20 protein-coding genes and 5 tRNA genes are annotated in these 24929 nt (G+C 46.2%); 12 read left to right on the top strand and 13 right to left on the bottom strand.

Features of this window, described 5'->3' with window-relative positions:
• Positions 1–20: 20 nt before the first annotated feature.
• Positions 21–1730 (bottom strand): type IV-A pilus assembly ATPase PilB, encoded by a 1710-nt coding sequence (pilB, locus tag F894_RS13975; protein WP_005248399.1) that lies wholly within the window; start codon positions 1728–1730, stop codon positions 21–23.
• Positions 1731–2007: 277 nt separating this feature from the next.
• Here pilB and tpiA point away from each other — a divergent pair, with 277 nt between their 5' ends.
• The 11 genes from tpiA (at position 2008) to F894_RS13920 (ending at position 9376) form a co-directional block, all read left to right on the top strand.
• Complete coding sequence (gene tpiA, locus F894_RS13970; RefSeq protein ID WP_004281100.1) at positions 2008–2799, top strand: triose-phosphate isomerase; 792 nt, start codon at positions 2008–2010, stop codon at positions 2797–2799.
• A 13-nt stretch (positions 2800–2812) separates the two neighbouring features.
• Positions 2813–3142 (top strand): preprotein translocase subunit SecG, encoded by a 330-nt coding sequence (gene secG, locus F894_RS13965; RefSeq protein ID WP_005248398.1) that lies wholly within the window; start codon positions 2813–2815, stop codon positions 3140–3142.
• 53 nt (positions 3143–3195) lie between these two features.
• Positions 3196–3280, top strand: a tRNA-Leu gene (locus tag F894_RS13960).
• Positions 3281–3334: 54 nt separating this feature from the next.
• Positions 3335–3411: transfer RNA gene (locus tag F894_RS13955), tRNA-Met, on the top strand.
• A gap of 80 nt (positions 3412–3491) precedes the next feature.
• Positions 3492–3568, top strand: a tRNA-Met gene (locus F894_RS13950).
• A gap of 67 nt (positions 3569–3635) precedes the next feature.
• A tRNA-Met gene (locus F894_RS13945) sits at positions 3636–3712 on the top strand.
• 197 nt (positions 3713–3909) lie between these two features.
• A tRNA-Met gene (locus tag F894_RS13940) sits at positions 3910–3986 on the top strand.
• 223 nt (positions 3987–4209) lie between these two features.
• Positions 4210–4734, top strand: a complete 525-nt coding sequence (gene rimP, locus F894_RS13935; protein ID WP_005248397.1) for a ribosome maturation factor RimP — start codon at positions 4210–4212, stop codon at positions 4732–4734.
• A 34-nt stretch (positions 4735–4768) separates the two neighbouring features.
• The gene (gene nusA / locus F894_RS13930; RefSeq protein WP_004281105.1) at positions 4769–6253 is read left to right on the top strand and encodes a transcription termination factor NusA; all 1485 of its coding nucleotides are present in this window, start codon (positions 4769–4771) and stop codon (positions 6251–6253) included.
• 10 nt (positions 6254–6263) lie between these two features.
• Positions 6264–8972 (top strand): translation initiation factor IF-2, encoded by a 2709-nt coding sequence (gene infB, locus F894_RS13925; protein ID WP_005248396.1) that lies wholly within the window; start codon positions 6264–6266, stop codon positions 8970–8972.
• The gene (locus tag F894_RS13920) at positions 8972–9376 is read left to right on the top strand and encodes a ribosome-binding factor A (RefSeq protein ID WP_004281108.1); all 405 of its coding nucleotides are present in this window, start codon (positions 8972–8974) and stop codon (positions 9374–9376) included. The genes infB and F894_RS13920 overlap by 1 nt, the downstream gene beginning before the upstream one ends.
• Before the next feature lie 85 nt (positions 9377–9461).
• Here F894_RS13920 and F894_RS13915 read toward each other — a convergent pair whose 3' ends face one another.
• The 11 genes from F894_RS13915 to F894_RS13865 form a co-directional block, all read right to left on the bottom strand.
• The gene (locus tag F894_RS13915) at positions 9462–9863 is read right to left on the bottom strand and encodes a Na+/H+ antiporter subunit G (protein ID WP_005108489.1); all 402 of its coding nucleotides are present in this window, start codon (positions 9861–9863) and stop codon (positions 9462–9464) included.
• Between the two features lie 10 nt (positions 9864–9873).
• On the bottom strand, positions 9874–10149 hold the full coding sequence (locus tag F894_RS13910) for a monovalent cation/H+ antiporter subunit F (protein ID WP_005108490.1): 276 nt from the start codon (positions 10147–10149) through the stop codon (positions 9874–9876).
• The gene (locus F894_RS13905; RefSeq protein WP_005108491.1) at positions 10146–10664 is read right to left on the bottom strand and encodes a Na+/H+ antiporter subunit E; all 519 of its coding nucleotides are present in this window, start codon (positions 10662–10664) and stop codon (positions 10146–10148) included. Before F894_RS13905 ends, F894_RS13910 begins: the two co-directional genes overlap by 4 nt.
• Positions 10664–12472, bottom strand: a complete 1809-nt coding sequence (locus F894_RS13900; RefSeq protein ID WP_005248392.1) for a monovalent cation/H+ antiporter subunit D — start codon at positions 12470–12472, stop codon at positions 10664–10666. The genes F894_RS13905 and F894_RS13900 overlap by 1 nt, the downstream gene beginning before the upstream one ends.
• Positions 12472–12837, bottom strand: coding sequence for a Na+/H+ antiporter subunit C (locus F894_RS13895; protein WP_005248391.1), 366 nt, complete (start codon positions 12835–12837; stop codon positions 12472–12474). The genes F894_RS13900 and F894_RS13895 overlap by 1 nt, the downstream gene beginning before the upstream one ends.
• 4 nt (positions 12838–12841) lie before the next feature.
• Positions 12842–15679, bottom strand: coding sequence for a monovalent cation/H+ antiporter subunit A (locus F894_RS13890; protein WP_005248390.1), 2838 nt, complete (start codon positions 15677–15679; stop codon positions 12842–12844).
• Between the two features lie 436 nt (positions 15680–16115).
• Positions 16116–17498, bottom strand: a complete 1383-nt coding sequence (locus F894_RS13885; RefSeq protein ID WP_005248389.1) for an ATP-binding protein — start codon at positions 17496–17498, stop codon at positions 16116–16118.
• 41 nt (positions 17499–17539) lie between these two features.
• A complete protein-coding gene (locus F894_RS13880) occupies positions 17540–19042 on the bottom strand; it encodes a UvrD-helicase domain-containing protein (protein WP_005248388.1) in 1503 nt (500 codons plus the stop codon).
• A gap of 15 nt (positions 19043–19057) precedes the next feature.
• Positions 19058–19840 carry a bifunctional phosphoribosyl-AMP cyclohydrolase/phosphoribosyl-ATP diphosphatase HisIE gene (gene hisIE, locus F894_RS13875; RefSeq protein ID WP_005248386.1) on the bottom strand — a complete coding sequence of 261 codons (783 nt, stop codon included), beginning with the start codon at positions 19838–19840 and terminating at the stop codon, positions 19058–19060.
• A 225-nt stretch (positions 19841–20065) separates the two neighbouring features.
• Positions 20066–20953: an SDR family NAD(P)-dependent oxidoreductase gene (locus F894_RS13870; RefSeq protein ID WP_005248385.1), complete on the bottom strand. Its 888-nt coding sequence runs from the start codon at positions 20951–20953 to the stop codon at positions 20066–20068.
• 296 nt (positions 20954–21249) lie between these two features.
• Positions 21250–22527, bottom strand: coding sequence for an O-acetylhomoserine aminocarboxypropyltransferase/cysteine synthase family protein (locus tag F894_RS13865; protein ID WP_005248384.1), 1278 nt, complete (start codon positions 22525–22527; stop codon positions 21250–21252).
• Positions 22528–22835: 308 nt separating this feature from the next.
• Between F894_RS13865 and ettA the strand changes: the two genes are divergently transcribed.
• The gene (gene ettA, locus F894_RS13860; protein WP_004281122.1) at positions 22836–24497 is read left to right on the top strand and encodes an energy-dependent translational throttle protein EttA; all 1662 of its coding nucleotides are present in this window, start codon (positions 22836–22838) and stop codon (positions 24495–24497) included.
• 77 nt (positions 24498–24574) lie between these two features.
• Here ettA and F894_RS13855 read toward each other — a convergent pair whose 3' ends face one another.
• Entirely contained in the window at positions 24575–24916 is a 342-nt protein-coding gene (locus tag F894_RS13855) for a membrane protein (RefSeq protein ID WP_004281123.1), read from the bottom strand.
• Positions 24917–24929: the final 13 nt, after the last annotated feature.

Here is a 24929-nt window from a genome sequence, read left to right as displayed (position 1 = left end):
TATTTTAGATCAGCGCCCGATCATTCGCTGGTGACACGATTGACTTCCTGTAAAGAAGTCACCCCCTGCATCACCTTGATTAAACCTGATCGGCGTAAATTGTTAAAACCTGCGCGTGCGGAAGCATCGGCAATTTCAAGTGCATTGCCGTCCTCCATAATAATTCTGGAAATTTCGGGTGTTACTTTCATAACTTCATAAATACCGACACGACCCTTATAGCCTTCACGACACTCATTGCAGCCCACCGGTTCATAAATTTGGAACTCAGGTTGCTGCAAGTCGGTTTCGGTAAAACCCATCTCCAGTAAGCTTTGTTGCGGAATATCGGCAGGTTTCTTGCATTGCGAACACAGGCGACGTGCCAACCGTTGTGCAATGACTAGGTTCACCGAAGTGGCAATATTGAAAGAAGGCACCCCCATATTGCGTAAACGGGTCAAAGTCTCAGGCGCACTGTTTGTATGCAAGGTCGACATCACCATATGACCAGTCTGGGCCGCTTTAATCGCAATCTCTGCGGTTTCCAGATCCCGGATCTCACCGACCATGACGATATCCGGGTCTTGACGTAAGAAGGACTTTAGTGCGGCAGAGAAGGTCAGGCCAACTTTATTATTGACATTGACCTGATTAATCCCTTGCAGGTTAATCTCGACCGGATCTTCCGCCGTTGAGATATTGGTATCTTCACGATTGAGGATATTTAGACCAGTATACAGTGAAACAGTTTTACCGGAACCGGTCGGACCGGTGATTAGTAACATCCCTTGCGGTTTGTCCAGCGCCTGCATAAACAGTTCTTTTTGTTCCGGTTCATAGCCCAGAGCATCAATCCCCAGCATCGCGCTGGATGGATCCAGAATACGCAGTACCAGCTTCTCGCCAAACAGGGTAGGGAGAGAGTTGACACGGAAATCAATGGCTTTGTTTTTGGATAATTTTAGTTTGATTCGGCCATCTTGCGGTACCCGTTTTTCTGAAATGTCCATTTGCGACATAACCTTAAGACGTGAAGACAGGCGGTTTGCCAGCTGTAAGGGCGGGGTTGCAATCTGACGTAGAACACCATCGACCCGGTAACGTACCCGATAGATTTTTTCATAAGGTTCAAAGTGTAAGTCTGAAGCCCCCATACGGATCGCATCAATCAGCAATTTATTAATATATTTGACAATTGGTGCTTCATCACCTTTATTGCTTTCTTCCTCTTCTTTGTTCGGATCTGAGGTGTCGACATCAACATCTAAGTCAAAATCGTCATCGAATTCAAAGGTACTTTCTTCGGTAAAATTCTGCTCGATCAGTTTTTCAAGTTTATTGTGTTCAACAATAATGGTTTCAATATTAAGTTTGGTGGAAAACCGGACTGCATCAATTGCTTCGATATTGGTGGGATTACTGGTCGCAACATATAAAATACTGGAATTTTTAAAAATCGGCAGGATGCGATGCTTGGTAATCAGCTTTTCATCAATCGCATCCCGCAAAATTTGGGCAGGATCATAGGCACTGATATCAAACAGCGGTTCGCCAAATTCAACTGAAATCGTTTCAGCAATGACGGTTGGAGAAAGTTGCTGCTGGTTAATTAACTCAGCCACAATATCGATTTTTTCTTGTTTGGCATGCGCCAATGCACTGCGCATATCTTCAGCCGAGATGACGCCTTCCTCGACCAAACGACGAATAAATCCGGTAAATCTCGGCGACCCCTGTAATGCTGTCATGCTATAAATGCCTACTCATCAAATTCTTTTAATTGCTATACTAAAATTATACGTTTGTTACGTAAAAATACCATAGCCAAGAGTGCTGCTAGCTTCTTCATCTCCAGTAAAAGCATGAACTGGTTGGAAGAAGTCCCCATTTTTTTAAGTGATAACAAAAAATAACCATTTTGGATAGTCTAAACCGAGAATGAGTGATAAGAAAACTATTCTTTTAATTTTCCAATTCCGTGTAGAATGTGCCCAATTCAAAATATGTAAATGAAATAGGTTAATTATGTCGGTTTCGACGATTACCCCTTGGGTGATAGGTAACTGGAAAATGAATCCGGTGCAGGCAGATGCATTGAGCTTGGTGCGTGGTATTAAGAATTTGCTGGAAACTGCGCCAATTGCCGAAGATCAATGTCATTTAGGTGTGGCACCGATTGCCATTGCCTTAAGCCAGATTCAGGCAGAGCTGTCATCTGCGGTTCGTCCGATTTATACCGTAGCACAAGATGTTTCACGTATTTCTGGAACAGGTCCCTACACTGGTGAAGTCAGTGCTGAATTGTTGGCCGATAGTCAAATTCACTATGTACTAGTGGGTCATTCTGAGCGCCGTGAAATATTTGCGGAAAATGCTGATATTTTAAATGCGAAAATCAAGAATGCCTTAAGTGCCGGTTTGACCGTGATTTATTGCGTTGGTGAAAGCCTGGAACAACGTGAAGCAGGGCAGGCAGAAGCTGTAGTGCTACAACAGATTTGTGATATTGCTGCTGTGGTTGAAGCTGAGCAATGGAAAAATATCGTGATTGCCTATGAACCGATCTGGGCAATTGGAACTGGTAAAACTGCTTCTCCTGAAGATGCACAGGCCATGCATGCACAAATCCGTCAAGGTTTAAGCCAGATCACTGGTTATGGCGCGACGATGGCGATTTTATATGGTGGTAGTGTCAAGCCGGAAAATGCAGTAGAGTTAGCAGCCTGCCCAGATATCAACGGGGCATTGGTCGGTGGTGCATCACTCAATGCTGAGTCGTTCCATAAAATTGCTCATGCATTTGCAAATACACAATAATTAGGAGTTCAGCATGCAAACTTTTGTGCTGGTAGTACATATTATCTTAGCTGTTTTGATGATTGTCTTGATTTTGGTTCAGCATGGTAAAGGTGCAGATGCTGGTGCCTCTTTCGGTGGCGGTGGTGCAGCGACAGTATTCGGAGCATCGGGTTCGGGTAATTTCATGACCCGTTTGACTGCGATTTTTACTGCACTGTTCTTCGTGACCAGTCTGACTTTGGCGATTTTGGCCAAGCAACAAACCTCGAATGCCTATAGTTTGGGATCTGTTCAGTCTGCGCCGACCGTACCTGTGCAATCGAATGAAACTTCACCAACTGCACCAGAAACGACCGAATAGTTTTAATTAATCCTTTCTTTTTTTCAGTGATGCGACTAGAATGCGTCACAGCTGCGGTGGTGGTGGAATTGGTAGACACGCTACCTTGAGGTGGTAGTGCTTTCGGGCGTGGGGGTTCAAGTCCCCCCTTCCGCACCAACTTATAAACCAGAAATTTAAGTTGGTGTATGCAGCTGAAAAAACTTCTGTTGATGCGGGATGGAGCAGTCTGGTAGCTCGTCGGGCTCATAACCCGAAGGTCGTTGGTTCAAATCCAGCTCCCGCTACCAATCAATCCTTTTTAAAGGCGCAAACTTTCAAGAGGCAGCTTAAACAGGTTTTAAGTTGAGAAAATTAATTTGCATGTTGTTGCGGGATGGAGCAGTCTGGTAGCTCGTCGGGCTCATAACCCGAAGGTCGTTGGTTCAAATCCAGCTCCCGCTACCAATCTTTTAAAGATGCAAACTTTAAAAGCAGTTTAAGTTTTTTAAACTGAATGTTATTTGTACGCTGATGCGGGATGGAGCAGTCTGGTAGCTCGTCGGGCTCATAACCCGAAGGTCGTTGGTTCAAATCCAGCTCCCGCTACCATTTTAAATGGTTTGGTAAGTGTTATTTATAGATCTAGTTGATGGCCTGTCGGGCTCAACCCTCTATAAACTGGCGAAGGTTGTTGGTTTACATCCGGCTCCCACTACCAATTTTTCAGCGACAGATGACAAATATGCAGAATGATGTGGTTTTGATTGAAAAGTTCTCATCTTTTGTATATAATTTTTGCACGTTGATGCGGGATGGAGCAGTCTGGTAGCTCGTCGGGCTCATAACCCGAAGGTCGTTGGTTCAAATCCAGCTCCCGCTACCAAGTTTCTAAAAAGAGGCTCACAACAAGGTGGGCCTTTTTGCACAGTGGGATTTGAAAAGATCTTAAATTGTGCATTAATTGGGGCGATTTACGCCCTTTTTTATTGGCTATCGTGTAGTGTCGACATTATTTGGTCAAATCTCCATGTTTCACTACTACTATAGTTTGTATTGGTTTGTAGTGGTCAAATAGATCATAAAATCGCACCAGATGACGAGAGTAAATGAAGCTATCAAATAAAACTCAAGCACTTCAGGACTTGATTGCACCAGCAGTTGAAGCCTGTAATGTAAACCTTTGGGGGATTGAATTCCTGCCACAGGGTAAATGTTCGTTATTACGTATCTACATCGACAAGCCAGTCGATGAGAGCGTTGCACCAGCAATCAATGAAGATGGTGAAGAAGAGCAGGGGCGTGGTATTGGCGTTCAGGATTGTGTGCGTGTCACGCAGCAAGTGGGCGCAATGCTGGATGTTCATGATCCGATCTCGGGTGAATATTCACTTGAAGTATCTTCGCCAGGCTGGGACCGTCCATTCTTCCAGCTCGAGCAGATGTCAGGCTATATCGGTCATACCGTAGCACTACGTTTGATCAGTGCGGTAGATAACCGTCGTAAATTCCAGGCCAAACTGGTTGCTGTCGATCTTGAAAATGAAATGATTCAGGTTGAAGTAGAAAAGCAACAGGTATTGGGGATCGACAGTCACAATATCGATAAAGCAAATTTGGTCTTCCAAGATTAATTTAATAAATAAAAATTTAACGAATAGGTGACGTATGGCACGTGAAATTCTGACCGTCGTTGAAACGGTTAGTAACGAAAAAGGTGTACCTCGTGAAGCGATCTTTGAAGCGCTTGAGCAAGCTTTAGTTGCTGCGACAAAGAAAAAATTCTACGAAGGAACACATTCGGAAGAAGCACGTTTACGTGTGGAAATCGATCGTAAAACAGGTGACTATCGTACTTTCCGTCAGTGGGAAGTGGTTGCAGACGAAGACCATGAAATGCCAGCTTGTCAGGATGCCATCTCTGATGTTGATCCGGCAAAATGGTCGATTGGCGACATTCGTGAGCTTGAAGTTGAATCGATTGACTTCGGTCGTATTGCAGCGCAAATTGCCAAGCAAGTGATCGTACAGAAGATCCGTGAAGCAGAACGTGCACTTGTAGCCGATGCTTACGAATCTAAAGTCGGCGAGCTGATCTACGGTGAAGTGAAAAAACAAACCAAAGACGGCTTTATCATTGACCTAGGTGACAATGCTGAAGCGTATCTTGCTCGCGAAGAAATGATTCCGAAAGAAATCCTTCGTCCGAAGCAACGCGTGAATGCGATTCTATTCAATGTCAACCGTGAAGGTCGTGGTGCGCAGTTACAACTGTCACGTGCTAAACCGGATATGCTGATTGCATTGATGAAGAAAGAAATCCCTGAGATTTCTGAAGAAATTATTGAAATTAAAGCGGCGGCTCGCCAACCAGGCGTTCGTGCTAAAATTGCAGTGAAAACCAATGACCACCGTATTGACCCGGTGGGTGCTTGTATTGGTATGCGTGGTACCCGTATTCAAGCTGTACAGCAAGAGCTCAATGGTGAGCGTATTGATGTGGTAGTTTGGTCGGATGATCCTGCGCAATATATCGCAAGTGCATTGGAACCAGCAGATGTATCGAGTATTGTCATCGATGAAGATGCACGTACTGCTGACATCATTTTCGCAACCAGCGATCAGTTGGCACGTGCGATTGGTTCACAAGGTCAGAACGTTCGTCTGGCATCTGAATTGACTGGCTACAAGCTGGACATGATGCTGGAAGAGGAATACTACGCCCGTCAACAAAACGAAGCGCAACAATATTTAGACATGTTTGTTACCCGTCTGGATATCGCGGAAGATTTGGCGATGGCATTGGTAGAAATGGGCTTCACCTCGCTTGAAGAAATTGCTTATGTTCCTGCAGAAACGTTTGATGAAATCGAACTGGATGCGGAACTGGTTGAACTACTGCAAAGCCGTGCGAAAGAAATTGCACTTGCTGATGCATTACAACAGCAAGAGAACATACAAGCGCCAAGTGAAGAACTTGTTGCAATGGAAGGCATGACAGTAGAGATCGCGCAAGCGCTAGCAGCTCGTGGTGTGGTAACAGTGGATGATTTAGCAGATCAGGCGACTGACGATATCGAAGATATTGAAGGTTTGGGTGCTGAGAAAGCGGGTCAACTCATTATGAAAGCGCGCGAATCATGGTTTAACTAGGAGGTAGTATATGACGGACAAGTCGATTAAAGAGTTAGCCCTCAACGTGGGTCGTCCAGTTGAGAAGCTCCTAGAGCAGGTTCGTGAGGCAGGTTTACCACAGCGTAAAGCTGACGATATTATTACCACCGAACAACAAGATAGCTTGATGAACCACGTGAAAAAGTCACAGGGTTCGGAAAGCCAAGCAGGGCAAATCACGTTGAAACGTAAAACGACTAGTACGGCTAAAGTAGCCAGTACTTCAGGTAAGGCGAAAACGATTAATGTAGAAGTTCGCAAGAAGCATACATTTGTTAAGCCGGATCCAGAACAGATCAAAGCAGAAGCATTGGCGAAAGCCAAGGCTGAGCAACAGGCCAAAGCTGCGCCTGAGCAGAATACAGCGCAAGCTGCTTCTGCTGAAGCTCCAAAAACTGGCGTAAATAACGCGAATAAAGCTCTAGAAGCGATGCGTGCTGCTGCAAAGCAAACCAGCGACAAGCAAGAAGTTTCTAAAGCTGCAGTTGTGGTAAAACGCAAATCAACCAACAAGCCGATTGTGAAGCAAGTTGTTAAACCAACTGAAACCGCTGAACAGAAAAAGGCACGTGAAGCAGAAGCAGCAAAATTAAAAGCTGTTGAAGAAGCAGCACGTCGTAAAGCGGCTGAAGAAGCGCAGCAACGTACGCTTGAACAAATGCGTCAAATGGCGTCTAAGTACACCGCGGAAGATACCACTGCAACTATTCGTGTTGTTGATGATTCTCCTCTGGCTGCCGGTCTTGTTGGTCAGGCATATGAAGACTCTTTTGCGAAAGAAGACCGCGAAATCAAACGTGGTACGAATACGCCGAGCGCGCGTGCACCTAAAAAAGGTGGTCGTCGTGGTCAGGAAGAGCAAAGCTTCAGCAAACAGCCTAAGCGCGGTTTAAAAACCAGTCAAGGCAACAAGCACGGCTTCGAAAAACCTGTGAAAAAACAGGTTTACGATGTTGAAATCGGTGAAACGATTGTCGTTGCTGACTTAGCTGCGAAAATGGCAGTTAAGGTTCGTGAAGTGATTAAATCACTCATGAAAATGGGTGAATTGGTTACTCAGAACCAAGCAATTGATCAAGAAATTGCTGCACTTGTTGTTGAAGAAATGGGCCATAATCCGGTACTGGTTTCTGATACACAAGCTGAAGATAACTTGCTTGAAGCAGCTGAAGAAGCACGTGGTGCGCAATCTACGCGTGCACCTGTTGTTACCATTATGGGTCACGTTGACCATGGTAAAACATCGCTGCTTGACCGTATTCGTCGTGCCAAAGTGGCTGCTGGCGAAGCGGGCGGTATTACCCAGCATATCGGTGCTTATCATGTAACTACTGATAAAGGTATGATTACATTCCTTGATACTCCGGGACATGCAGCATTTACTGCAATGCGTTCACGTGGTGCGAAAGCGACTGATATCGTAGTTCTAGTTGTTGCAGCAGATGATGGTGTAATGCCACAAACTGCAGAAGCAATTGACCATGCACGTGCTGCAGGTACGCCAATCATTGTTGCAATCAACAAGATGGATAAAGAATCTGCTGATCCAGATCGCGTTCTGAATGAATTGACTGTGAAAGAAATCGTACCAGAACAATGGGGTGGTGACGTTCCAGTGGCAATGGTTTCTGCACATACTGGTCAAGGTATTGATGAACTTCTTGATATTATTTCGATTCAAGCTGAACTTCTAGAGCTTAAAGCATCTGAAGAAGGTGCTGCACAAGGTGTTGTCATTGAAGCACGTGTAGACAACAGCCGTGGTGCGGTAACGTCTATTCTGGTTCAAAACGGTACATTGAAAGTAGGTGATCTTGTTCTTGCCGGTTCATCTTATGGTCGCGTTCGTGCGATGACGGATGAAAATGGTCAGCGTATCAAATCTGCAGGTCCTTCGATTCCAGTGGAAATTCTGGGTCTTCCAGAAGCGCCAATGGCAGGTGACGAAGTTCTTGTGGTGAGCGACGAGAAGAAAGCACGTGAAGTTGCCGATGCGCGTATGGATCGTGAACGTCAAAAACGTCTTGAGCGTCAATCTGCAATGCGTCTTGAAAACATCATGGCGTCTATGGGCAAGAAAGATGTGCCTATCGTGAATGTTGTCCTTAAGACTGACGTACGCGGTACCTTGGAAGCATTACACGTTGCACTTGCTGAGCTTGCGACTGACGAAGTTAAAGTACGTATCATTGGTTCTGGTGTAGGTGCGATCACTGAGTCTGACGTGACACTGGCTGAATCTTCAGAAGCAGTTCTACTCGGCTTTAACGTACGTGCGGACAACGCTGCGCGTCAAAAAGCAGATGCAGACAGTATCGACATTCGTTACTACTCAATCATCTATCAATTGATTGATGATGTGAAAGCAGCAATGAGCGGTAAGCTTGCACCAGAACATCGTGAAACGATTCTGGGTGTTGCGCAAGTACGTGAAGTATTCCACTCAAGTAAGTTTGGTGCGGCTGCGGGCTGTATGGTACTTGAAGGCGTATTGCATCGTAACAAACCGATTCGCGTATTACGTGATGACGTGGTTGTGTTCCAGGGCGAGCTTGAATCTCTTCGTCGCTACAAAGAAGTGGTTGAAGAAGTTCGTGCCGGTATGGAATGCGGTCTTGCGGTGAAAGGCTATAAAGACATCAAAGCACTTGATAAGATCGAAGTGTACGATGTTCAACTGATTAAACGGAGTCTTTAATGGCGGGTAGTCAACGTCTGAAGCGTATGGCGGATACAGTACAGCGCGAGTTGTCAGAACTGATCCGTCAGGAGCTGAAAGATCCACGCTTAGGTGGTCTTGTGACCATCTCTGCGGTGAAGGTGAGCCCAGACCTGGGATATGCGGAAGTTTATGTCACTGTGATGGGACGTGAACTTGGCGATGAGCAAAGCCAAGAAGCCAATAAAGAAACTTTGGATGTGTTGAACAAAGCATCTGGTTTCCTGCGCCACGAGCTGAGTCGTCGTATCAAAACCCGTATTACGCCTCGTCTACGTTTCCATTACGATAAGACCAATGCATATGGTAACTATATGTTTGGTCTGATCGCTGAAGCAGTGAAGGACTTACCTGAAGCTGAAGCAAAAAAAGATGATGAATAAGTCTTAGGACTAAAAAAGCCACCTTCGGGTGGCTTTTTTTATCTCTCTATTTTGAGACTTGGGAGAACTGGAATCGCTTGCTCAATTAATCTAAATCATCATTGCGATTGATTTTCTTTTCATAAAAGGTACGACGGCGTGAACGCTGCCAAGGCAGGGGACGTTCCAGCGTTTCCGGCACTTCGCCACTCAAAGAGCGTAACCGCAAATGCAATGCAGCCTGTGCCATCAGATTGGCGGATACCGGCGCAGTAATAAAGGCAAACAGGGTAATCAGCACTTCAGCAAAACCGAAACGGCCATACATGGCAGAGAAAATCATCGCCGCAATTAAAAAACTGCCGAGGCCCAAAGTACTGGATTTGGTCGGTGCATGCAGACGCATGAACAGATCGGGCAAACGCACCATCCCAATTCCGCCGACCAGCATAAAGAAAGCACCAATCAATAGAAAAATCGACACCAGTATTTCTAAAATTAAAGACATTTAAAAACTCCTAGTCGATGACATGGCCAGTGGTAAAATAACGCGCCAAGGCTGCGGTAGAGACAAAGCCTAGCATCGCGACCAAGAGAGCGCCTTCAAACAGAAAGGTGCTGCTCCAGTAAATGCCTAAAATCACCACCAGGCAGGTGGCATTCAGAAACAGGGTGTCCAGTGCCAGCAGGCGGTCCACAATAGAGGGGCCGGTAATCAGCCGGATCAGACACAGTAACATGGAGATGGTTACCGCACCCAGACAAATCAATAATGCATAAGGTAGAATCGTCATGCTTTTTCTCCTGATCGTGCATTAAAAATCTCAATGAGCGGGCGTTCATAGCGCTGTTTGATCGTTTCGATTTCTGCTGCTTCATCCTCTGTGCTTAAGGCATGCACCAGAATATCACCACGATCCTGGTCAATCCCTGCAGATACCGTGCCCGGTGTGGTGGTAATAATCATCGCCAGCAAGGTGTTGACTTCTTCATGTTCGGTATCTAAAGGCACACGGAACCATTTCGGATGCAGGTTCTTGGTTGGACCAAGCACCAGTTTTGCGACTTTAATATTGGCTACTACAATATCCCAAACTACGACGAAGAACAGGTGCAGGGCAGGAGTCCACTGGATATTGGGGGTATAGTCAATAAAGGGTTCGACCATACGTGGAATGATGACTGCGAGTAGCAAGGCCATCAGCAGGGTTCCAGCGTCCAGGCTGTGTGCCAGTAAAACCCAGCTCAGTCCTACAATCACAGAAACCAGCGGATGCGGGAACCAGCGTTGAAATAATGATTCAGCCATTAAGGTCCCTCCGCCGGTTTAAGTTGATTATCATCATATTCGGTCTGTTCAATGTGCTGCTGGTCAATCTGGCGTTGCTTGAATTCAGAAATATGTTCACCCTTCAAGGTCGCTTCTGAAATTACATAAGGAATCAGATGCGCATTAGGATCTATCACCTCACCACCATATTTGGTTTCTGGCAAATACTTCGGATCGAATGGCTGGACGCTAATAAACTGACCTTCTGCATCCGGTTTTAACAGCGCGGCTTCATAGACCGAATTGTTTTTGATCTGTTCCGCAGTCTGATAATTATATTGATAAATCGGTCCGGCAAACACCACGTAGGCGGTTAAGCTCACAAGCAATATATAAATCACCCGGTCATTGCGTGCCGGTGCTTTACTCGGTAGGGCTTCATATTTATGAAACTCTTCAGAATCAAGATCATCTTCAGGTCTGCTCGAACGCCAGAACAGGATAAAACCGACCCGGGTAAAAGCCAGAATACTGAGAAAACTTACCAGCAAAATGGTCAGGATAATAATCATCTGATAATCTGAATTAGCAGAAGCCTGCAAAATAAAGATTTTACCGAAGAATCCACTAAACGGTGGCAGGCCTGCCATCATCAAGGCGATGATGAAATAGACAATCGAAACCAGCTTGTTCTGTTTCATCAGTGGGGCGATTTTAAAATGATCTTTAAATTCGCCACGCTGTGAGGTAATCCAACCCGACAGAATATAAAATGCGGCCGCAATCAGGGTGCTGTGTACCAGGTAATATAGCGCACCCGCCCAAGCCGCAGTATTATTCAGGCCAATGGCCACCAAAATCGTTCCGACTGAAGACAGCACCATAAAACCGACAAAACGGCGCAGACGTTCGGTGCCAATCGCACAGATCACCCCATAGACGGATGTGACCAGGCCAATCACCAGCAGACAGTTCATCAGAATCTGATGGCTATATTCATCATCAAAAACCGTGCCGTTGATCCGCAAAATCGCATAAATCCCGACTTTGGTCATGATGGTAAAGAGCGCTGCAACAGGTGTGGTGGCCACGGCATAGGTTTTGGGTAACCAGAAACCCACCGGCAACATTGCGGCTTTAATCCCAAACACCACAAACAGCATCAAGCCACCGGCAACGGCCAGTTTGTGCTGATCTTCTGCAAGTGTTGGCATCAAACGGGCTACATCGGCCATATTCAGACTGCCGACACTGCCATAAATCATTCCGAGTCCAATCAGGAACAGCGCAGACGCTAGCAGGTTGATGGTGACGTAATGAATTCCCAGCTGAAAACGTGCCTTACCTTGTCCATGCAACAGCAGTACATAGGACGCCATCAGCAAAATTTCAAAGAACACGAACAGGTTAAACAAGTCACCGGTTAGGAATGCACCAGTCAGACCCATCAGCAGGAAATGCACCATGGCATGGAAATAACGGCCGCGTAAGTCCCATTCTTTGCTGGCATACCAGACCACAGGCAAGGCGAGCGCATAGGTCAATACCAGCATCATGGCCGAGAGCTGATCCAGCACCAGCACGATCCCGAATGGTGCTGCCCATTCGCTGAGGGTGTATACGCTGATTTGGCCCTCGCTGCTGTTTATCAGATAGCTAACGGCAATGATCAGGCCCAAGATTCCCGAGAGATGGCTGATACCACGACGCCAGGGTTGACGCCAGTCCGTGATCAGAGAGCCTGCACCCGGATTTCCCAAAAGTACCAAGGCAAAAGCGGTAAAGGCCGGCAAAAGAATGCTGAAAATAGGAGTATGTTGAGTCCAGAAATTGAGAAGATCAGTCATTAAGGCTCATCCTCACGTGGATCAATCTGGGGGATATCTTCTTTTGAGTCAACGTGGTCTGTTCCTGATTCGTAGCGGCTACGCAGTGCCAGTTGGACAATAAAGGCAGTGGTGGCAAAGCCAATCACGATGGCCGTCAGCACCAGTGCCTGAGGAAGAGGATCTGTCACATTCGAAGCTTCGGTTAATACTGCAGGCGAATTCATCTGAATCCGGCCCATGGCAAATAAAAACAAGTTGACCGCATAACCACTCATGGCCAAGCCCAACACCACCGGGAAGGTACGCGCCCGCAGGATCAAATAGATGCCTGTGGCTGTCAGCAGGCCAATCGCGGAGGCTAATAAAAATTCTAAACTGATCATTCTATTATCCTCTTGGTACTGGGCCAGACATGCTTGAGTGACGTGAATCGCCCAAGACAGAAATCATCAGCATGGTGGCACCGACGACAGTGACATAGACGCCGACATCGAATAGCGCAGCCGAAGCTAAATGCATTTCTCCAATAATGGGCGGAGAGACATAAATATGTGCACTGGTCAGGAATGGACGTGACCAGAACCAGGCTGCGATTCCAGTCAATCCTGCAATCGTTAAGCCGATCCCGATCCAGATTTCATACAGGCGACCGGATTTGGCGCCAAGCAACTGTTCGGTTTTGTCCTGTCCCACTGCGATATATTGAATAATAAGTGCCAGTGAAGTCACTAGTCCGGCAATAAAACCACCGCCCGGCAGGTTATGGCCACGCATAAAGATATACAGGCTGACTACCAGCGCGACCGGCAAAATCCAGGATGCGGTAATACGCAACATCAGCGGGGATGGGTTAAAACGATAGGTCAGGCCCTGAGTCATGGTGGTACCATGCGCACGCATGCCATCCATCAGGCTCAGAACACCAATCGCCGCAATGCCGAGTACAGTAATTTCGCCGAAGGTATCGAAACCACGGAAATCGACCAGAATCACATTCACCACATTGGTGCCGCCGCCCAGAGGAATGGACTGTTGCAGGAAGAACCATGAAATGGAATTGTGATCACGGGTCATGATCAGCCAGGCAATTGCCGCAATCCCGAGACCGCCGCCCAAGGCAATAATGGCATCACGCCAGCGACGGGTCGGACTCGATTCATACGGTGTTAACTGAGGCAGTAAAGATAAACTCATCAGGAGCAGAACCGTGGTGACCACATCGACCGTAATCTGGGTCAATGCCAGATCGGGCGCCGAGAAGCCGATAAAGACCATGGTGACGACCAGGCCGACTGCACCGCTAATCAGTACCGCTTTAATCCGCTCATGATGGAACCACAGCAGCATCCAGCAGGCAGAGAACAGCAGTAACCACAAGATAATCGCCAGGGCAGGGGCATGGGTCAGCTCGCGTGTACCCGTACCCACTGCATTGCTGAGTAATGGGAACCCCACCAGCCCGACGGTAAAAATTACAATCCACAATAAATAGCTTTGCAATTTGCCATTTTCAGTGGCACGGCGGAAACGGCGTGAATTCAGCAGCAAATTTTTCAAAAACAGGTCGAACAGCACTCGGCCCTGTAAGCGGCCCAGTTTTGGATCCAGGTCGATTTCACGTAAGGCGCCACCTTTGGCGAGAGAAAAGTAAAAGATTATTCCGCCGAGCAGAGCAATCACACTCATCAGCAGGGGCAGGTTGAAACCATGCCAAAGCGCCAGATGAGTACCTTCAAAATCAAAATTTTGGGTCGTCGCTTGAGTGGTGCTATTGACAATTTTTTCCACCAGAAGAGCGGGCAATAGACCGACTAAAATACATAAAATTGCTAACAAAGTGGCCGGTGCGCGCATACCAAACGCAGGTTCATGTGCATCTTTATTCGGGACCTGCTTGCCTAACGGACCATCGAAAAAGACTCCATGCACCAGTCGAATGGAATAAGCCACCGCAAAAATCCCGGCCAGTGTCGCGACAATAGCGGAGCCGACCATAAGTGGGCCACTTAAACTGGCGACCAGTTCGGTAAAGAACATTTCCTTGGACAGGAAACCATTGGTCAACGGTACACCCGCCATGGATGCTGCCGTGATCATGGTCAATGTTGCGGTAAAGGGCAATAATTGCCATAGGCCAGACAGTTTACGTAAGTCACGAGTCCCGGATTCATGATCGATGATTCCGGCAATCATAAACAGTGCTGCTTTAAAGGTGGCATGGTTAATAATATGGAAAATCGCTGCTGCAACAGCCAATGGTGAACCAATCCCGAGCAGACACATGATCAGACCTAAATGGCTGATAGTTGAATAGGCGAGCAAGCCTTTCAGGTCTTCCTTAAAAATGGCAAAGAAGGCGGCCATGCACAGGGTAAACAGACCGACAAAGGTCACAATATTATGAAACAGTGCAGCACCGGCAAAGATCGGGAGCAAACGTGCTACCAGGAATAAACCGGCTTTGACCATGGTGGCCGAGTGCAAATAGGCAGAGACCGGTGTCGGTGCAGCCATGGCATTCGGCAACCAGAAGTGGAACGGGAACTGCGCACTTTTGGTAAAGGCACCAAGTAAAATCAGCAACAAGGTTGGAACAAATAAATGATGGGACTGAATCTGCTCAGTCATCGTCAGGATTTGGTCAAGCTGATAAGTGCCGGTGATTTGACCGAGCAGGACAAAACCGCCCAGCATCGCCAGACCACCCATTCCGGTAATGGTCAGAGCCATACGCGAACCACGTTGCGCCGCTTCGTAATTGCTCCAGTAACCTACCAGCAAGAAGGATGAAATACTGGTCAGTTCCCAGAAAACCAATAAGATAATCAGGTTATTCGACAATGAAATTCCGAGCATCGCCGCCATAAACAGCATCAGCAGGAGATACAGTTTGCTCAGTGAATTTTTTGGATTAAGGTAATAATAGGCATAAATATAAATCAGGGTGCCAATGCCGCTGATCAGCAAGGCAAACAGCAATCCCAGAGAATCCAGGCGAAAACTGAAATCGATGCCGAGCTGGGGCAGCCAGGACCAGGTCTGGGTAATCACTGCGCCGTCAAATATGGCAGGCGCCTGACTCAATAATAATAAGAAACTGCTGAGGCTGACACCAATTGCCCCTAAAGCCGTTACCCCGCGCGAAAATTGTTTCAGCCACGAGACAAGGGTTGTGCCTAATACTAACGGTAACAATATAATAATCGGCAGCACACTCGTATCCATTGTCATGATTTAGGTTTTGACCAACCTAAGGTGAATCTTTATCTTTCAAGGACTACAGGACCACAAGGAGCGACCCAAACTTCTCAATCTTGAAAGCCAAAAGAATATTCAAAAAGAATATAAAACAGTTGTATTGCGCAACTTATAAACGATAGCAAATTCCGATTTTACAATGAAATTCGCAAATAAAACCGATCATATTACAGGATAACAACAACATCAACGTTTTTATGTGGAACTTATAAATTATACGCCGGCTCGGTTTTAACAGGTGCTGCATGCTTAAACAGATCATCCAGAAGTGACCGAAAATTAAGATTAAATTGCAGGCATTGATTGTAAATTTGACTCAAAACAGTTCAATCATGGCAAAAGATAATGCTGGAAAAGGCTCCCTTATTGACTCAAACAGTCGCGCTTATTTTTTTGAATCTGTTTAGAGCGACTGAGGTAGCGTCGGATGATGTTCCTGAGTAAGTAGGGCTAGCAGTTCCTGCTGCTGTTCCGGATTTAACTGTTGCTGAATCATTTGCAATACAACAAGCGGTGTGACAGGTTCGGTGACCGTTTCCAATAAAGTATCTTCAGGTGAAATATCTCTATTTCGCTGCAGTTCCAGCTCTGCGTAGATCTGATCAAACTGGGTTTTCATACTTTCAAGATGAATGGGGTGCAGCTTTTTATTTTCCAGTTTCAGACATTGAAAAGCGTGTGCCTGTTCCAGTAATTCAGGCCGGTTGCCGGTCGCAATAATCTGCAAGTTAGGAAAAGCCTGATGCAGGCGTGACAGGATCACTGCTGCCATCTCCTGATCCAGTTGATGATCAATTGCATCAATCAACAAAACGCCTGTACCTTCCTGGCACGGAAATAAACTGTTGGGATTCAACAGGCAAAGACGCCGTACAATGTCACCCACCAGCGCAATCCAGTTGCGGATACTGTTGGGCAGTTGCTGAAAACTAAAGGTCTGTTGCTGATAGGTCACCATCAGTTGCAGCTTGGGCTGATATTTTAAATACATCTGGCTGACTTCTGGCAAGATCAGCGACAGGGCCTGTTTTAAAGCGGTGAGATTCGGTGCATGCAGATGTGCCTGGGCTTTCTCGATCTGCCGGGCCAGTTCATCTCCGCGAATGTTTTCAGACTGCTGCAAGGCACGCGACAAAATTTGGTCCATAATCTTGGCACTTTGCGCATTTTCAATATCACTGATTTCACGAAACCATTCAAAAAAACGGACAAAAGTGGTGAAAGGAATTGCAGCTATTTCATAAGCATGTGCGGACTGGAGAATGGCCGGGTTATTTTTGCTGAGCAGATTGACTTCATTGGTAAAGCGTTCAGCCGGATAATAGGCAATTAGCGGCAAGCCGAGTAGGGGATCGTGCAAGCGGGCTTTGTGATACAGGCTGAGCACGCTCTCAAGCTGTGAGGTTTCTGCTTTGCTAAAACCCAGACCCTGACTGTTTAGGGTCTTGTAGATTTGCCATGAACAGCTTTGTAGGTTCGCAGGCTCGGACTGACGGGATTCTGGCAAGCTGCCCATCTCTTCAGGAAAACCAATCCGGATATCAATTTTGGATTGCAGCCGGTTTTGCATGATGTCCTGATCTTGCATTACCAGACCCGCGGCACGGCTGTCGCGATAACGGGCTGCAAACCAGGTCAGTGCCTGATAGCTAAAACGTAAAAGCGTGGTTTTGCCAGCTCCCTGATTGCCCAGAATCAAGGTGACCGGGCATTGCGGATAATTAAACTGGAGCTGAATGTCGGAAAAATGCAGAGTGTGTTTCAGTTGGAGCGCTTGGATGTGCATAGATCACCTGTCCTATGATGTTTACATCCATGCCATGCACTTTAACCGACTGCCTGCCGAAGCGACTGCGGCATTTTGATCTTCAGTTGCTGAATCAGGTCATAAATGTGATGAATATTTAAACTCACTTTAGCACGTGTACAGGCCACGTAAAGTAATCTTAATTCTTCATCACTAATTTTATGGTCTTTTTCATTGAGCTTAAACTGATAGTCATCTTCAATATGAACCCGATCCCATTCCAGACCTTTGGCCTTGTGCGCCGTGGAAATAATATAGTCAGCTTGGGCAATCGGGGTGATTTTAGCCAGGGCTTTTTTCAGCGGATCAGTCCCATGTTCGTCCACCAGTTTGACCAGTGGCTTGATGTCACTGCCTTCATTGGTTTCACAATATTCATGGACATCATGCCAGGAGTTGAACCAGGCCAGTTCCGGCACATCAACCACACGTTTGCCCTGTTTCAGCATGGCAGCCGCATCGACAAAACGATTCAGTTTGACATGGTCGGCTTGCAGGCTGACTTTATCACCACGAACTAAACCCGCTAATAACAATTCCATGGCGCGGGCATTGGTCCGGCATAAAATTGCATCGCGCATTTTGGTATGCGGTTTATTCACGACTTTAGAGTCTAATTGCGGATTGCCGAGTAAAGGCACAGTTTCATTTAAGGCACCTAAAATGGCATTGGCATTCAGGGCAATTTCAGGACCGAAACGAAATGAGGTGGTCAGACGTGATTCTGGTAAGGGCAGTTGCTGCATGGCATTGACTGCACCACGCCAGGCATAAATCTGCTGATGCGCGTCTCCGACATAAATCACCTGGGTGCTGCGCTGTTTCAGCAAAATCCCCAGCATTAAGGGATCGGCATCCTGTGCCTCATCGAATAGCACATAATCGGCCGGGATATTCGGTTCAGACAGCGCCCAGAGTTTCAGGTAAATGTCATGACCGATGCCGGCCTGATGATTTGGATCAATCGACTCTAACCAGCGTCGCTCGACTGCCGGATAAAGTTTCTTCTGTAAAGTCTCGATATCATCCGAATGCAGCCAGCTTGGCGCCTGAATATGCCGCGGGGCAGGATACTGCGAACTGGTCGAGCAGAAATAGCCGACCGCATTGGCAACCAAACTTGCCAGACGCGAAGGCATCAAGACATATTTTTCATAACGCCCACCCATCATACGGCGCATCGTCATCGGTTCAAGCCGGTATTCTTTGGCAATAAAACTTGGACTCAAGCGTGGCAAGCGCAGTTTGTCAGTGACTCCACGTGGAACACTGCGAAACGCCAGCGAGTGAAAAGTACGGCAATCGACACCTCGGTGAAACTTGGCCTGCGCTTCACTGGCAATGGCCTTGTTAAAAGCCAGATACATGCCACGTCTTTGTGGCATGGCATCACTGATCATTTGCAGGGTAGTGGTTTTACCTGTGCCCGCATAGGCAATCACCTTAAAGGATTTACCCAGACGTGCGTTATCAATGGCAGTCGCCTGCTCATAGGTCGCGGTCGGTTTTTTTAAATCAGACACAGATGAATTCAAGGCTTAATGCTGACGGTTGGCTTTTTCAACCAGGCCGGATAAGCCTTGGCGACGTGCCAGTTCATTTAATACCAATTGCACATCCAGGTCGAAATAGCCGAGCATGACGATAGTATGGAACCACAGATCTGCCACTTCATAGATCAGATCATTTTTATGGTCTGCGGAAGCATTCTGATCAAAATCTTTGGCTGCCAGCACGGTCTCAAAGCTTTCTTCACCGACTTTTTCCAGAATCTTGTTCAGGCCTTTATGGTAGAGCTTGGCCACATAAGATGAATCTGGATCGGCCTGTTTGCGTTCTGCCATCATCTGACCCAGATAAGACAGGACTTCGACCTGTTCAGATTGGGCGGTTGACGCTTCCATCGCCAGCGTATGCGGATTCGTGGATTTTTCGCCATAAATCGCAGAGGGATCTTTCAACTGTGCATCGACAATTTCCCAGCCATTTGGCGTGAGCTTGCGATAGAAGCATGATTCACGGCCAGTATGGCAGGCAATGCCACCATGCTGTTCAATTTGCAGCACAATCACGTCGGCATCACAGTCCAGACGGATTTCATGTACGGTTTGAAAATGTCCTGATTCTTCGCCCTTATGCCATAACTTGCTGCGTGAACGGGAGAAATACACCGCCTGATTTTTTTCAGCAGTTAAAGCCAATGCTTCACGGTTCATCCAGGCCACCATCAACACACGTCCAGTTTGATGATGCTGGGCAATGGCAGGGACTAATCCTTGATCGTTAAATTTTACTTCATCGAGCCATTGCGCGTTGTTCATAAGGGTTTCCATCATTTCAATCAAAATATAAAAATACGGATAGGAAATATCCGCTGATAGTGTACGTGATCTCGCAGCATTTGCGGCAAAAATCTGTGTTGATCAGGACAGGCTGTGTCGTGGTTTTTTAAATCAGTCCACTTTATTTCAGATCTTGCAAAACTGAGACAGAGAAAAGCCGCCCAGTCGGCGGCTCGTATTTCCAGCAATCATCCGTCTGAAAAATTACCAGTGTTCGCCCGGGAACAAACGTGCATATGCTTTTTGCACCAAGTTTAATTTTTGTGGTTGACCCACAGATGCAGTTGAACTTGGGAACAGGTTATAACCAATCGACATCAAGACATTGTTGATATCCGGTGCAATTGAATAGGTAATGGAAGCCAGACGGCCCAAACCGGTCGCCACTTTCTTCGGACGTTTCACAATCGCATAGGCAACCAGGTCAGCCGCCTGTTCCGGAGAGAGCGTTGGGACATATTTATAAATTTTAGTTGGCGCAATCATCGGAGTACGCACCAAAGGCATATAGATCGACGTGATTGCGATTTTATGTGAATGCACTTCTGCAGACAAACAGCGGCTAAAGGCATCCAGCGCAGCTTTTGATGCGACATAGGCCGAAAAGCGGGTAGCATTGGCCAGTACGCCAATTGAGCTGATGTTAATAATGTGACCCGCGCGACGAATCATCATTTGCGGCAGGATATTCATCACCAGACGCACCGCGCCGAAATAGTTCAGCTGCATGGTCCGTTCAAAATCATGAAAACGATCTACCGACTCATGCACGGCACGGCGAATCGAACGTCCTGCATTATTGATCAGAATATCAATATGATCGACTGAGGCAATAATCTGTTTGGAAACTTCATCAATCGCTTCCATATTGTTTAAATCACATGGAAAGATTGAGGCTTTGCCGCCTTTGGCTTCAATTTCTGATTTTACTTGTTCTAGGGTTTCCTGAGTACGGGCCACCAGTAAAACATGGGCACCTGCATCAGCCAGTTGATGTGCTGTCGTTAAACCAATACCGCTGGATGCACCGGTAATCAGGACGGTTTTACCTGCAACACGTTTTTCCAGTTGTTTGTGTAGTCTAGTTTTCACGTTTGTTATCCCTAATTTGAAGTCAGCGTTCAAATTATTTTTATTAAAGGTCTATGGCGCTCTAACAGAATATGAGAGCGAAGGTGAGTCCAGATATGATAACCAATTCTTCAGGAAAATCTATAAATTAAACTATTGAAATTAAAATAAAAATTAGAGTAATTGCTCTATTTGTGTTCACTCTTTCATTTAACTTTTAACATGAAAATAAAAAGCAAAGCAAGTGGCTGTTTTAGAAAATAAATAAAAAAACCTCACCAGAAATGATGAGGTTTTGAATCGGCTCGGGCACTTTTTTAAACGGTCGCCAGCGCCTGTTCCAGATCGGCAATCAGGTCATCAATATGTTCAATCCCGATGGATAAACGCACCATATCTTCACTGACACCTGCTGATTTTAACTCCTCGGCATTGAGCTGACGATGCGTAGTGGTCGCCGGATGGCAGGCCAGACTTTTGGCATCGCCGATATTAACCAGACGTGTAAACAGTTGCAGGGCATCAATAAAACGTGTGCCGCCTTCGAGACCATGTTCTACCCCAAAGGTCAGAATGGCAGAAGGTTTACCTTTCACATATTTCTGTGCCAAGGCATGCTGTGGGTGATCTTTCAGGCCGGCGTAATTGACCCATTTCACTTTAGGATGTTTTTGCAGATATTCAGCGACTTTCAGTGCATTTTCGGTATGACGTTCCATACGCAAGCTTAAAGTTTCCAGACCTTGCAGAATCAAAAACACATTCTGCGGACTGATCGCAGCGCCGGTATTACGCAGTGGCACTACACGCGCACGTGCGATATATGCTGCTTCCCCCAAAACTTCGACATAGTTCACGCCATGGTAGCTTGGATCAGGCGTATTCAGGGCAGGGAAACGTTCAGGGTATTTACCCCACGGGAATTTGCCGCTATCCACAATAATGCCGCCAATTGAATTGCCATGACCACCGATATATTTGGTCAGGGAATGCACCACAATATCCGCACCAAAGTCGAAAGATTTTTGTAGTACTGGGGTGGCAACGGTATTGTCGACAATCACCGGTACGCCATATTCATGTGCAATTTTAGCAATGGCTTCCAGATCAATAATATTACCCAGTGGATTACCAATCGATTCGACAAAGACCAGTTTGGTTTTTTCATCAATCAAGTCACGCAGACTTTCCGGCTTTTCATAATCAAAGAAACGGACTTCAATGCCCTGTTTTGGTAGGGTATGGGCAAAGAGGTTATAGGTACCGCCATATAGCGTTGACACAGAAGCAATGTTGTCACCCGCTTCCGCAATGGTCTGAATCGCATAAGTAATCGCAGCCATGCCAGAGGCCAAAGCCAGCGCGCCAATTCCACCTTCCAGTGCTGCGACACGTTGTTCCAGAACCGCAGTGGTCGGGTTCATAATTCGGGTATAGATATTGCCCTGAACCTTTAAATCAAAGAGATCGGCCCCATGTTGAGTATTGTCAAAGGCATAAGACGTGGTTTGGTAAATCGGCACTGCAACAGCTTTGGTGGTTGCTTCTGGGGTATAACCTGCATGAATCGCAAGGGTTTCTGCTTTATAACTCATTCTGTTTGATCTTCTTGTTTAAGTTTATGGCTTGAGTGTAGCATTTTCACATATGAGTAAAAGTGCAATTTTATTGAAATAAATATATGAAATATTCATATATCGACCTGGATTTGAGTCATTTATTTTACTGAAAACAGTTGTTTAAAAAAACATCATCAATAAACTTGTAACAATGCATTGAAGTTCATGGCAATGGCTTATGTTTTCGCAGCTTTCTGCGTATAATAGCCGATTATTTTTTCGCTCATTTTTGAGCTGGGGTGGTTGTTTTAACCCCATTTGGTTTTTCAGTTGAGGAGTCCTACGTGGCCCAATATATTTACACGATGAACCGAGTGTCGAAGATGGTTCCGCCTAAGCGCGAAATCCTGAAAGACATCTCCTTATCATTTTTCCCAGGCGCTAAAATTGGTGTGCTTGGTTTAAACGGTGCAGGTAAATCTACCTTGCTTCGTATTATGGCGGGCGTAGATAAAGATTTCTCTGGTGAGGCACGTGCGCAACCGGGTACAAAAATCGGTTATCTTGAGCAAGAACCACCTTTAGATGAAACCAAAGACGTTCGTGGTAACGTTGAAGATGGTTTACGTGAACCTCTTGATGCTTTAGCGCGTCTGGATGAAGTCTTTGCTGAATATGCAGCAGAAGATGCAGATTTCGATGCACTTGCGAAAGAGCAAGAGAAGCTTGAAGCGATTATCCAGACTTGGGATGCGCATAACCTTGCCAACCAGATGGATCAAGCGGCTGCAGCATTGAACCTGCCTGCTTGGGATGCAGATGTATCTAAGCTTTCAGGTGGTGAGCGCCGCCGTGTGGCACTTTGCCGTTTACTTCTGTCTAAACCAGACATGTTGCTTCTCGATGAACCGACGAACCATTTAGATGCTTCTTCTGTATCTTGGTTGGAACGTTTCTTGAAAGACTTCCCGGGTACCATCGTTGCGATTACGCACGACCGTTACTTCCTGGATAACGTAGCTGAATGGATTCTTGAGCTTGACCGTGGCATGGGTATTCCGTATCAAGGTAACTATTCTTCTTGGCTTGAGCAGAAAAATGCCCGTTTAGAGCAAGAGAACAAGCAGGAAGAATCTTTTGCTAAAGCATTGAAAAAAGAACTTGAATGGGTTCGTTCTAATGCCAAAGGTCAGCAAAAGAAAAACAAAGCGCGTATGGAGCGTTTTGAAGAGCTTAACTCGCGCGAATTCCAGCAACGTAACGAAACCTCTGAAATCTACATTCCACCTGGTCCACGTCTGGGCAACAAGGTTGTAGAAGTTGAAGGCATCAGCAAATCGTTTGGTGATCGTTTACTGTACAAAGATTTAACTTTCACAGTACCACCTGCTGCAATTGTGGGTATCGTGGGTGAGAACGGTGCAGGTAAAACCACGCTATTCCGTATGATGACTGGCGAACAGCAACCTGATACCGGTACGGTAACACTGGGTGAGTCAGTGAAAGTTGCTTATGTCGGTCAGATCCGTGACACGCTAGACAACAACAAAACTGTTTGGGAAGAAGTATCTGGTGGTCTAGACATCTTGAAGATTGGTGATTACGAAATCGCATCTCGTGCGTATATCGGTCGCTTTAACTTTAAAGGCCAAGATCAGCAAAAGCGCGTAGGTCAATTGTCAGGTGGTGAGCGTAACCGTTTACAACTTGCGAAAATCCTGCAAATGGGTGCAAACGTGATCTTGCTGGATGAACCATCGAACGACTTGGACATCGAAACCTTGCGTGCACTTGAGGATGCCATTCTGGTATTCCCGGGTACTGTGATGGTGATCTCGCATGACCGTTGGTTCCTGGATCGTATTGCAACGCACATCTTGTCATTTGAAGGTGAAACCCCTGAATTCTTCACTGGTAACTATGCTGAGTTTGAAGAATATCGCCGTAAGCGTGATGGTGATGATCTTGTAGCGAAGCGTCAAAAATATCGCAAAATCGGTGTTTAATCATCTCCGACTTTTGTAAATAAAAAAACCAGCCTCAGGGCTGGTTTTTTTATGTTTATTATATGGTGGAGGGTAAATTAGATTTCCCACTCATGATTACATTCACGGCATTTCCATTTCTTTTGTGTTTGCATGAATGCCTGCATTGAAATTTTAAAATCAGGTAGATCTTTATAGAACATAAAACCTGCGATCAAAGAAAGAATAAAGACGATCACAGTCGCAGTCTGTAAAGTGGTACCTGCACCATCGCCAAAAATCCACATCGCGATGCTAATAATGACCAGTAATAATAACAGGAACAGGGCAGGGACCAGAAACATTAAGCTTTTAGGAACCACTGGACGTGGAGCTGCTTGACCTGGCTGGGCCACTGGCATGATTTTCGGGCTTTGACACTTAGGGCAACGATATTGCATTACAACTCCAAAA

The sequence above is a fragment of the Acinetobacter sp. CIP 51.11 genome (genome assembly GCF_000369665.1).
GTDB classification, from domain to species: Bacteria; Pseudomonadota; Gammaproteobacteria; order Pseudomonadales; family Moraxellaceae; genus Acinetobacter; species Acinetobacter lwoffii_S.
This window is presented reverse-complemented; position numbering and strand designations above follow the sequence as displayed.

Bases quoted from the DNA above. Each gene is read 5' to 3' on its own strand.
- infB (WP_005248396.1), top strand. From the start codon at position 6,264: ATGACGGACAAGTCGATTAAAGAGTTAGCCCTCAACGTGGGTCGTCCA.
- F894_RS13885 (WP_005248389.1), bottom strand. From the start codon at position 17,498: ATGCACATCCAAGCGCTCCAACTGAAACACACTCTGCATTTTTCCGAC.
- F894_RS13905 (WP_005108491.1), bottom strand. From the start codon at position 10,664: ATGGCTGAATCATTATTTCAACGCTGGTTCCCGCATCCGCTGGTTTCT.
- pilB (WP_005248399.1), bottom strand. From the start codon at position 1,730: ATGACAGCATTACAGGGGTCGCCGAGATTTACCGGATTTATTCGTCGT.
- secG (WP_005248398.1), top strand. From the start codon at position 2,813: ATGCAAACTTTTGTGCTGGTAGTACATATTATCTTAGCTGTTTTGATG.
- rimP (WP_005248397.1), top strand. From the start codon at position 4,210: ATGAAGCTATCAAATAAAACTCAAGCACTTCAGGACTTGATTGCACCA.
- hisIE (WP_005248386.1), bottom strand. From the start codon at position 19,840: ATGAACAACGCGCAATGGCTCGATGAAGTAAAATTTAACGATCAAGGA.
- F894_RS13920 (WP_004281108.1), top strand. From the start codon at position 8,972: ATGGCGGGTAGTCAACGTCTGAAGCGTATGGCGGATACAGTACAGCGC.
- tpiA (WP_004281100.1), top strand. From the start codon at position 2,008: ATGTCGGTTTCGACGATTACCCCTTGGGTGATAGGTAACTGGAAAATG.
- F894_RS13865 (WP_005248384.1), bottom strand. From the start codon at position 22,527: ATGAGTTATAAAGCAGAAACCCTTGCGATTCATGCAGGTTATACCCCA.
- F894_RS13910 (WP_005108490.1), bottom strand. From the start codon at position 10,149: ATGACGATTCTACCTTATGCATTATTGATTTGTCTGGGTGCGGTAACC.
- F894_RS13915 (WP_005108489.1), bottom strand. From the start codon at position 9,863: ATGTCTTTAATTTTAGAAATACTGGTGTCGATTTTTCTATTGATTGGT.
- F894_RS13900 (WP_005248392.1), bottom strand. From the start codon at position 12,472: ATGACTGATCTTCTCAATTTCTGGACTCAACATACTCCTATTTTCAGC.
- F894_RS13890 (WP_005248390.1), bottom strand. From the start codon at position 15,679: ATGGATACGAGTGTGCTGCCGATTATTATATTGTTACCGTTAGTATTA.
- nusA (WP_004281105.1), top strand. From the start codon at position 4,769: ATGGCACGTGAAATTCTGACCGTCGTTGAAACGGTTAGTAACGAAAAA.
- F894_RS13855 (WP_004281123.1), bottom strand. From the start codon at position 24,916: ATGCAATATCGTTGCCCTAAGTGTCAAAGCCCGAAAATCATGCCAGTG.
- F894_RS13895 (WP_005248391.1), bottom strand. From the start codon at position 12,837: ATGATCAGTTTAGAATTTTTATTAGCCTCCGCGATTGGCCTGCTGACA.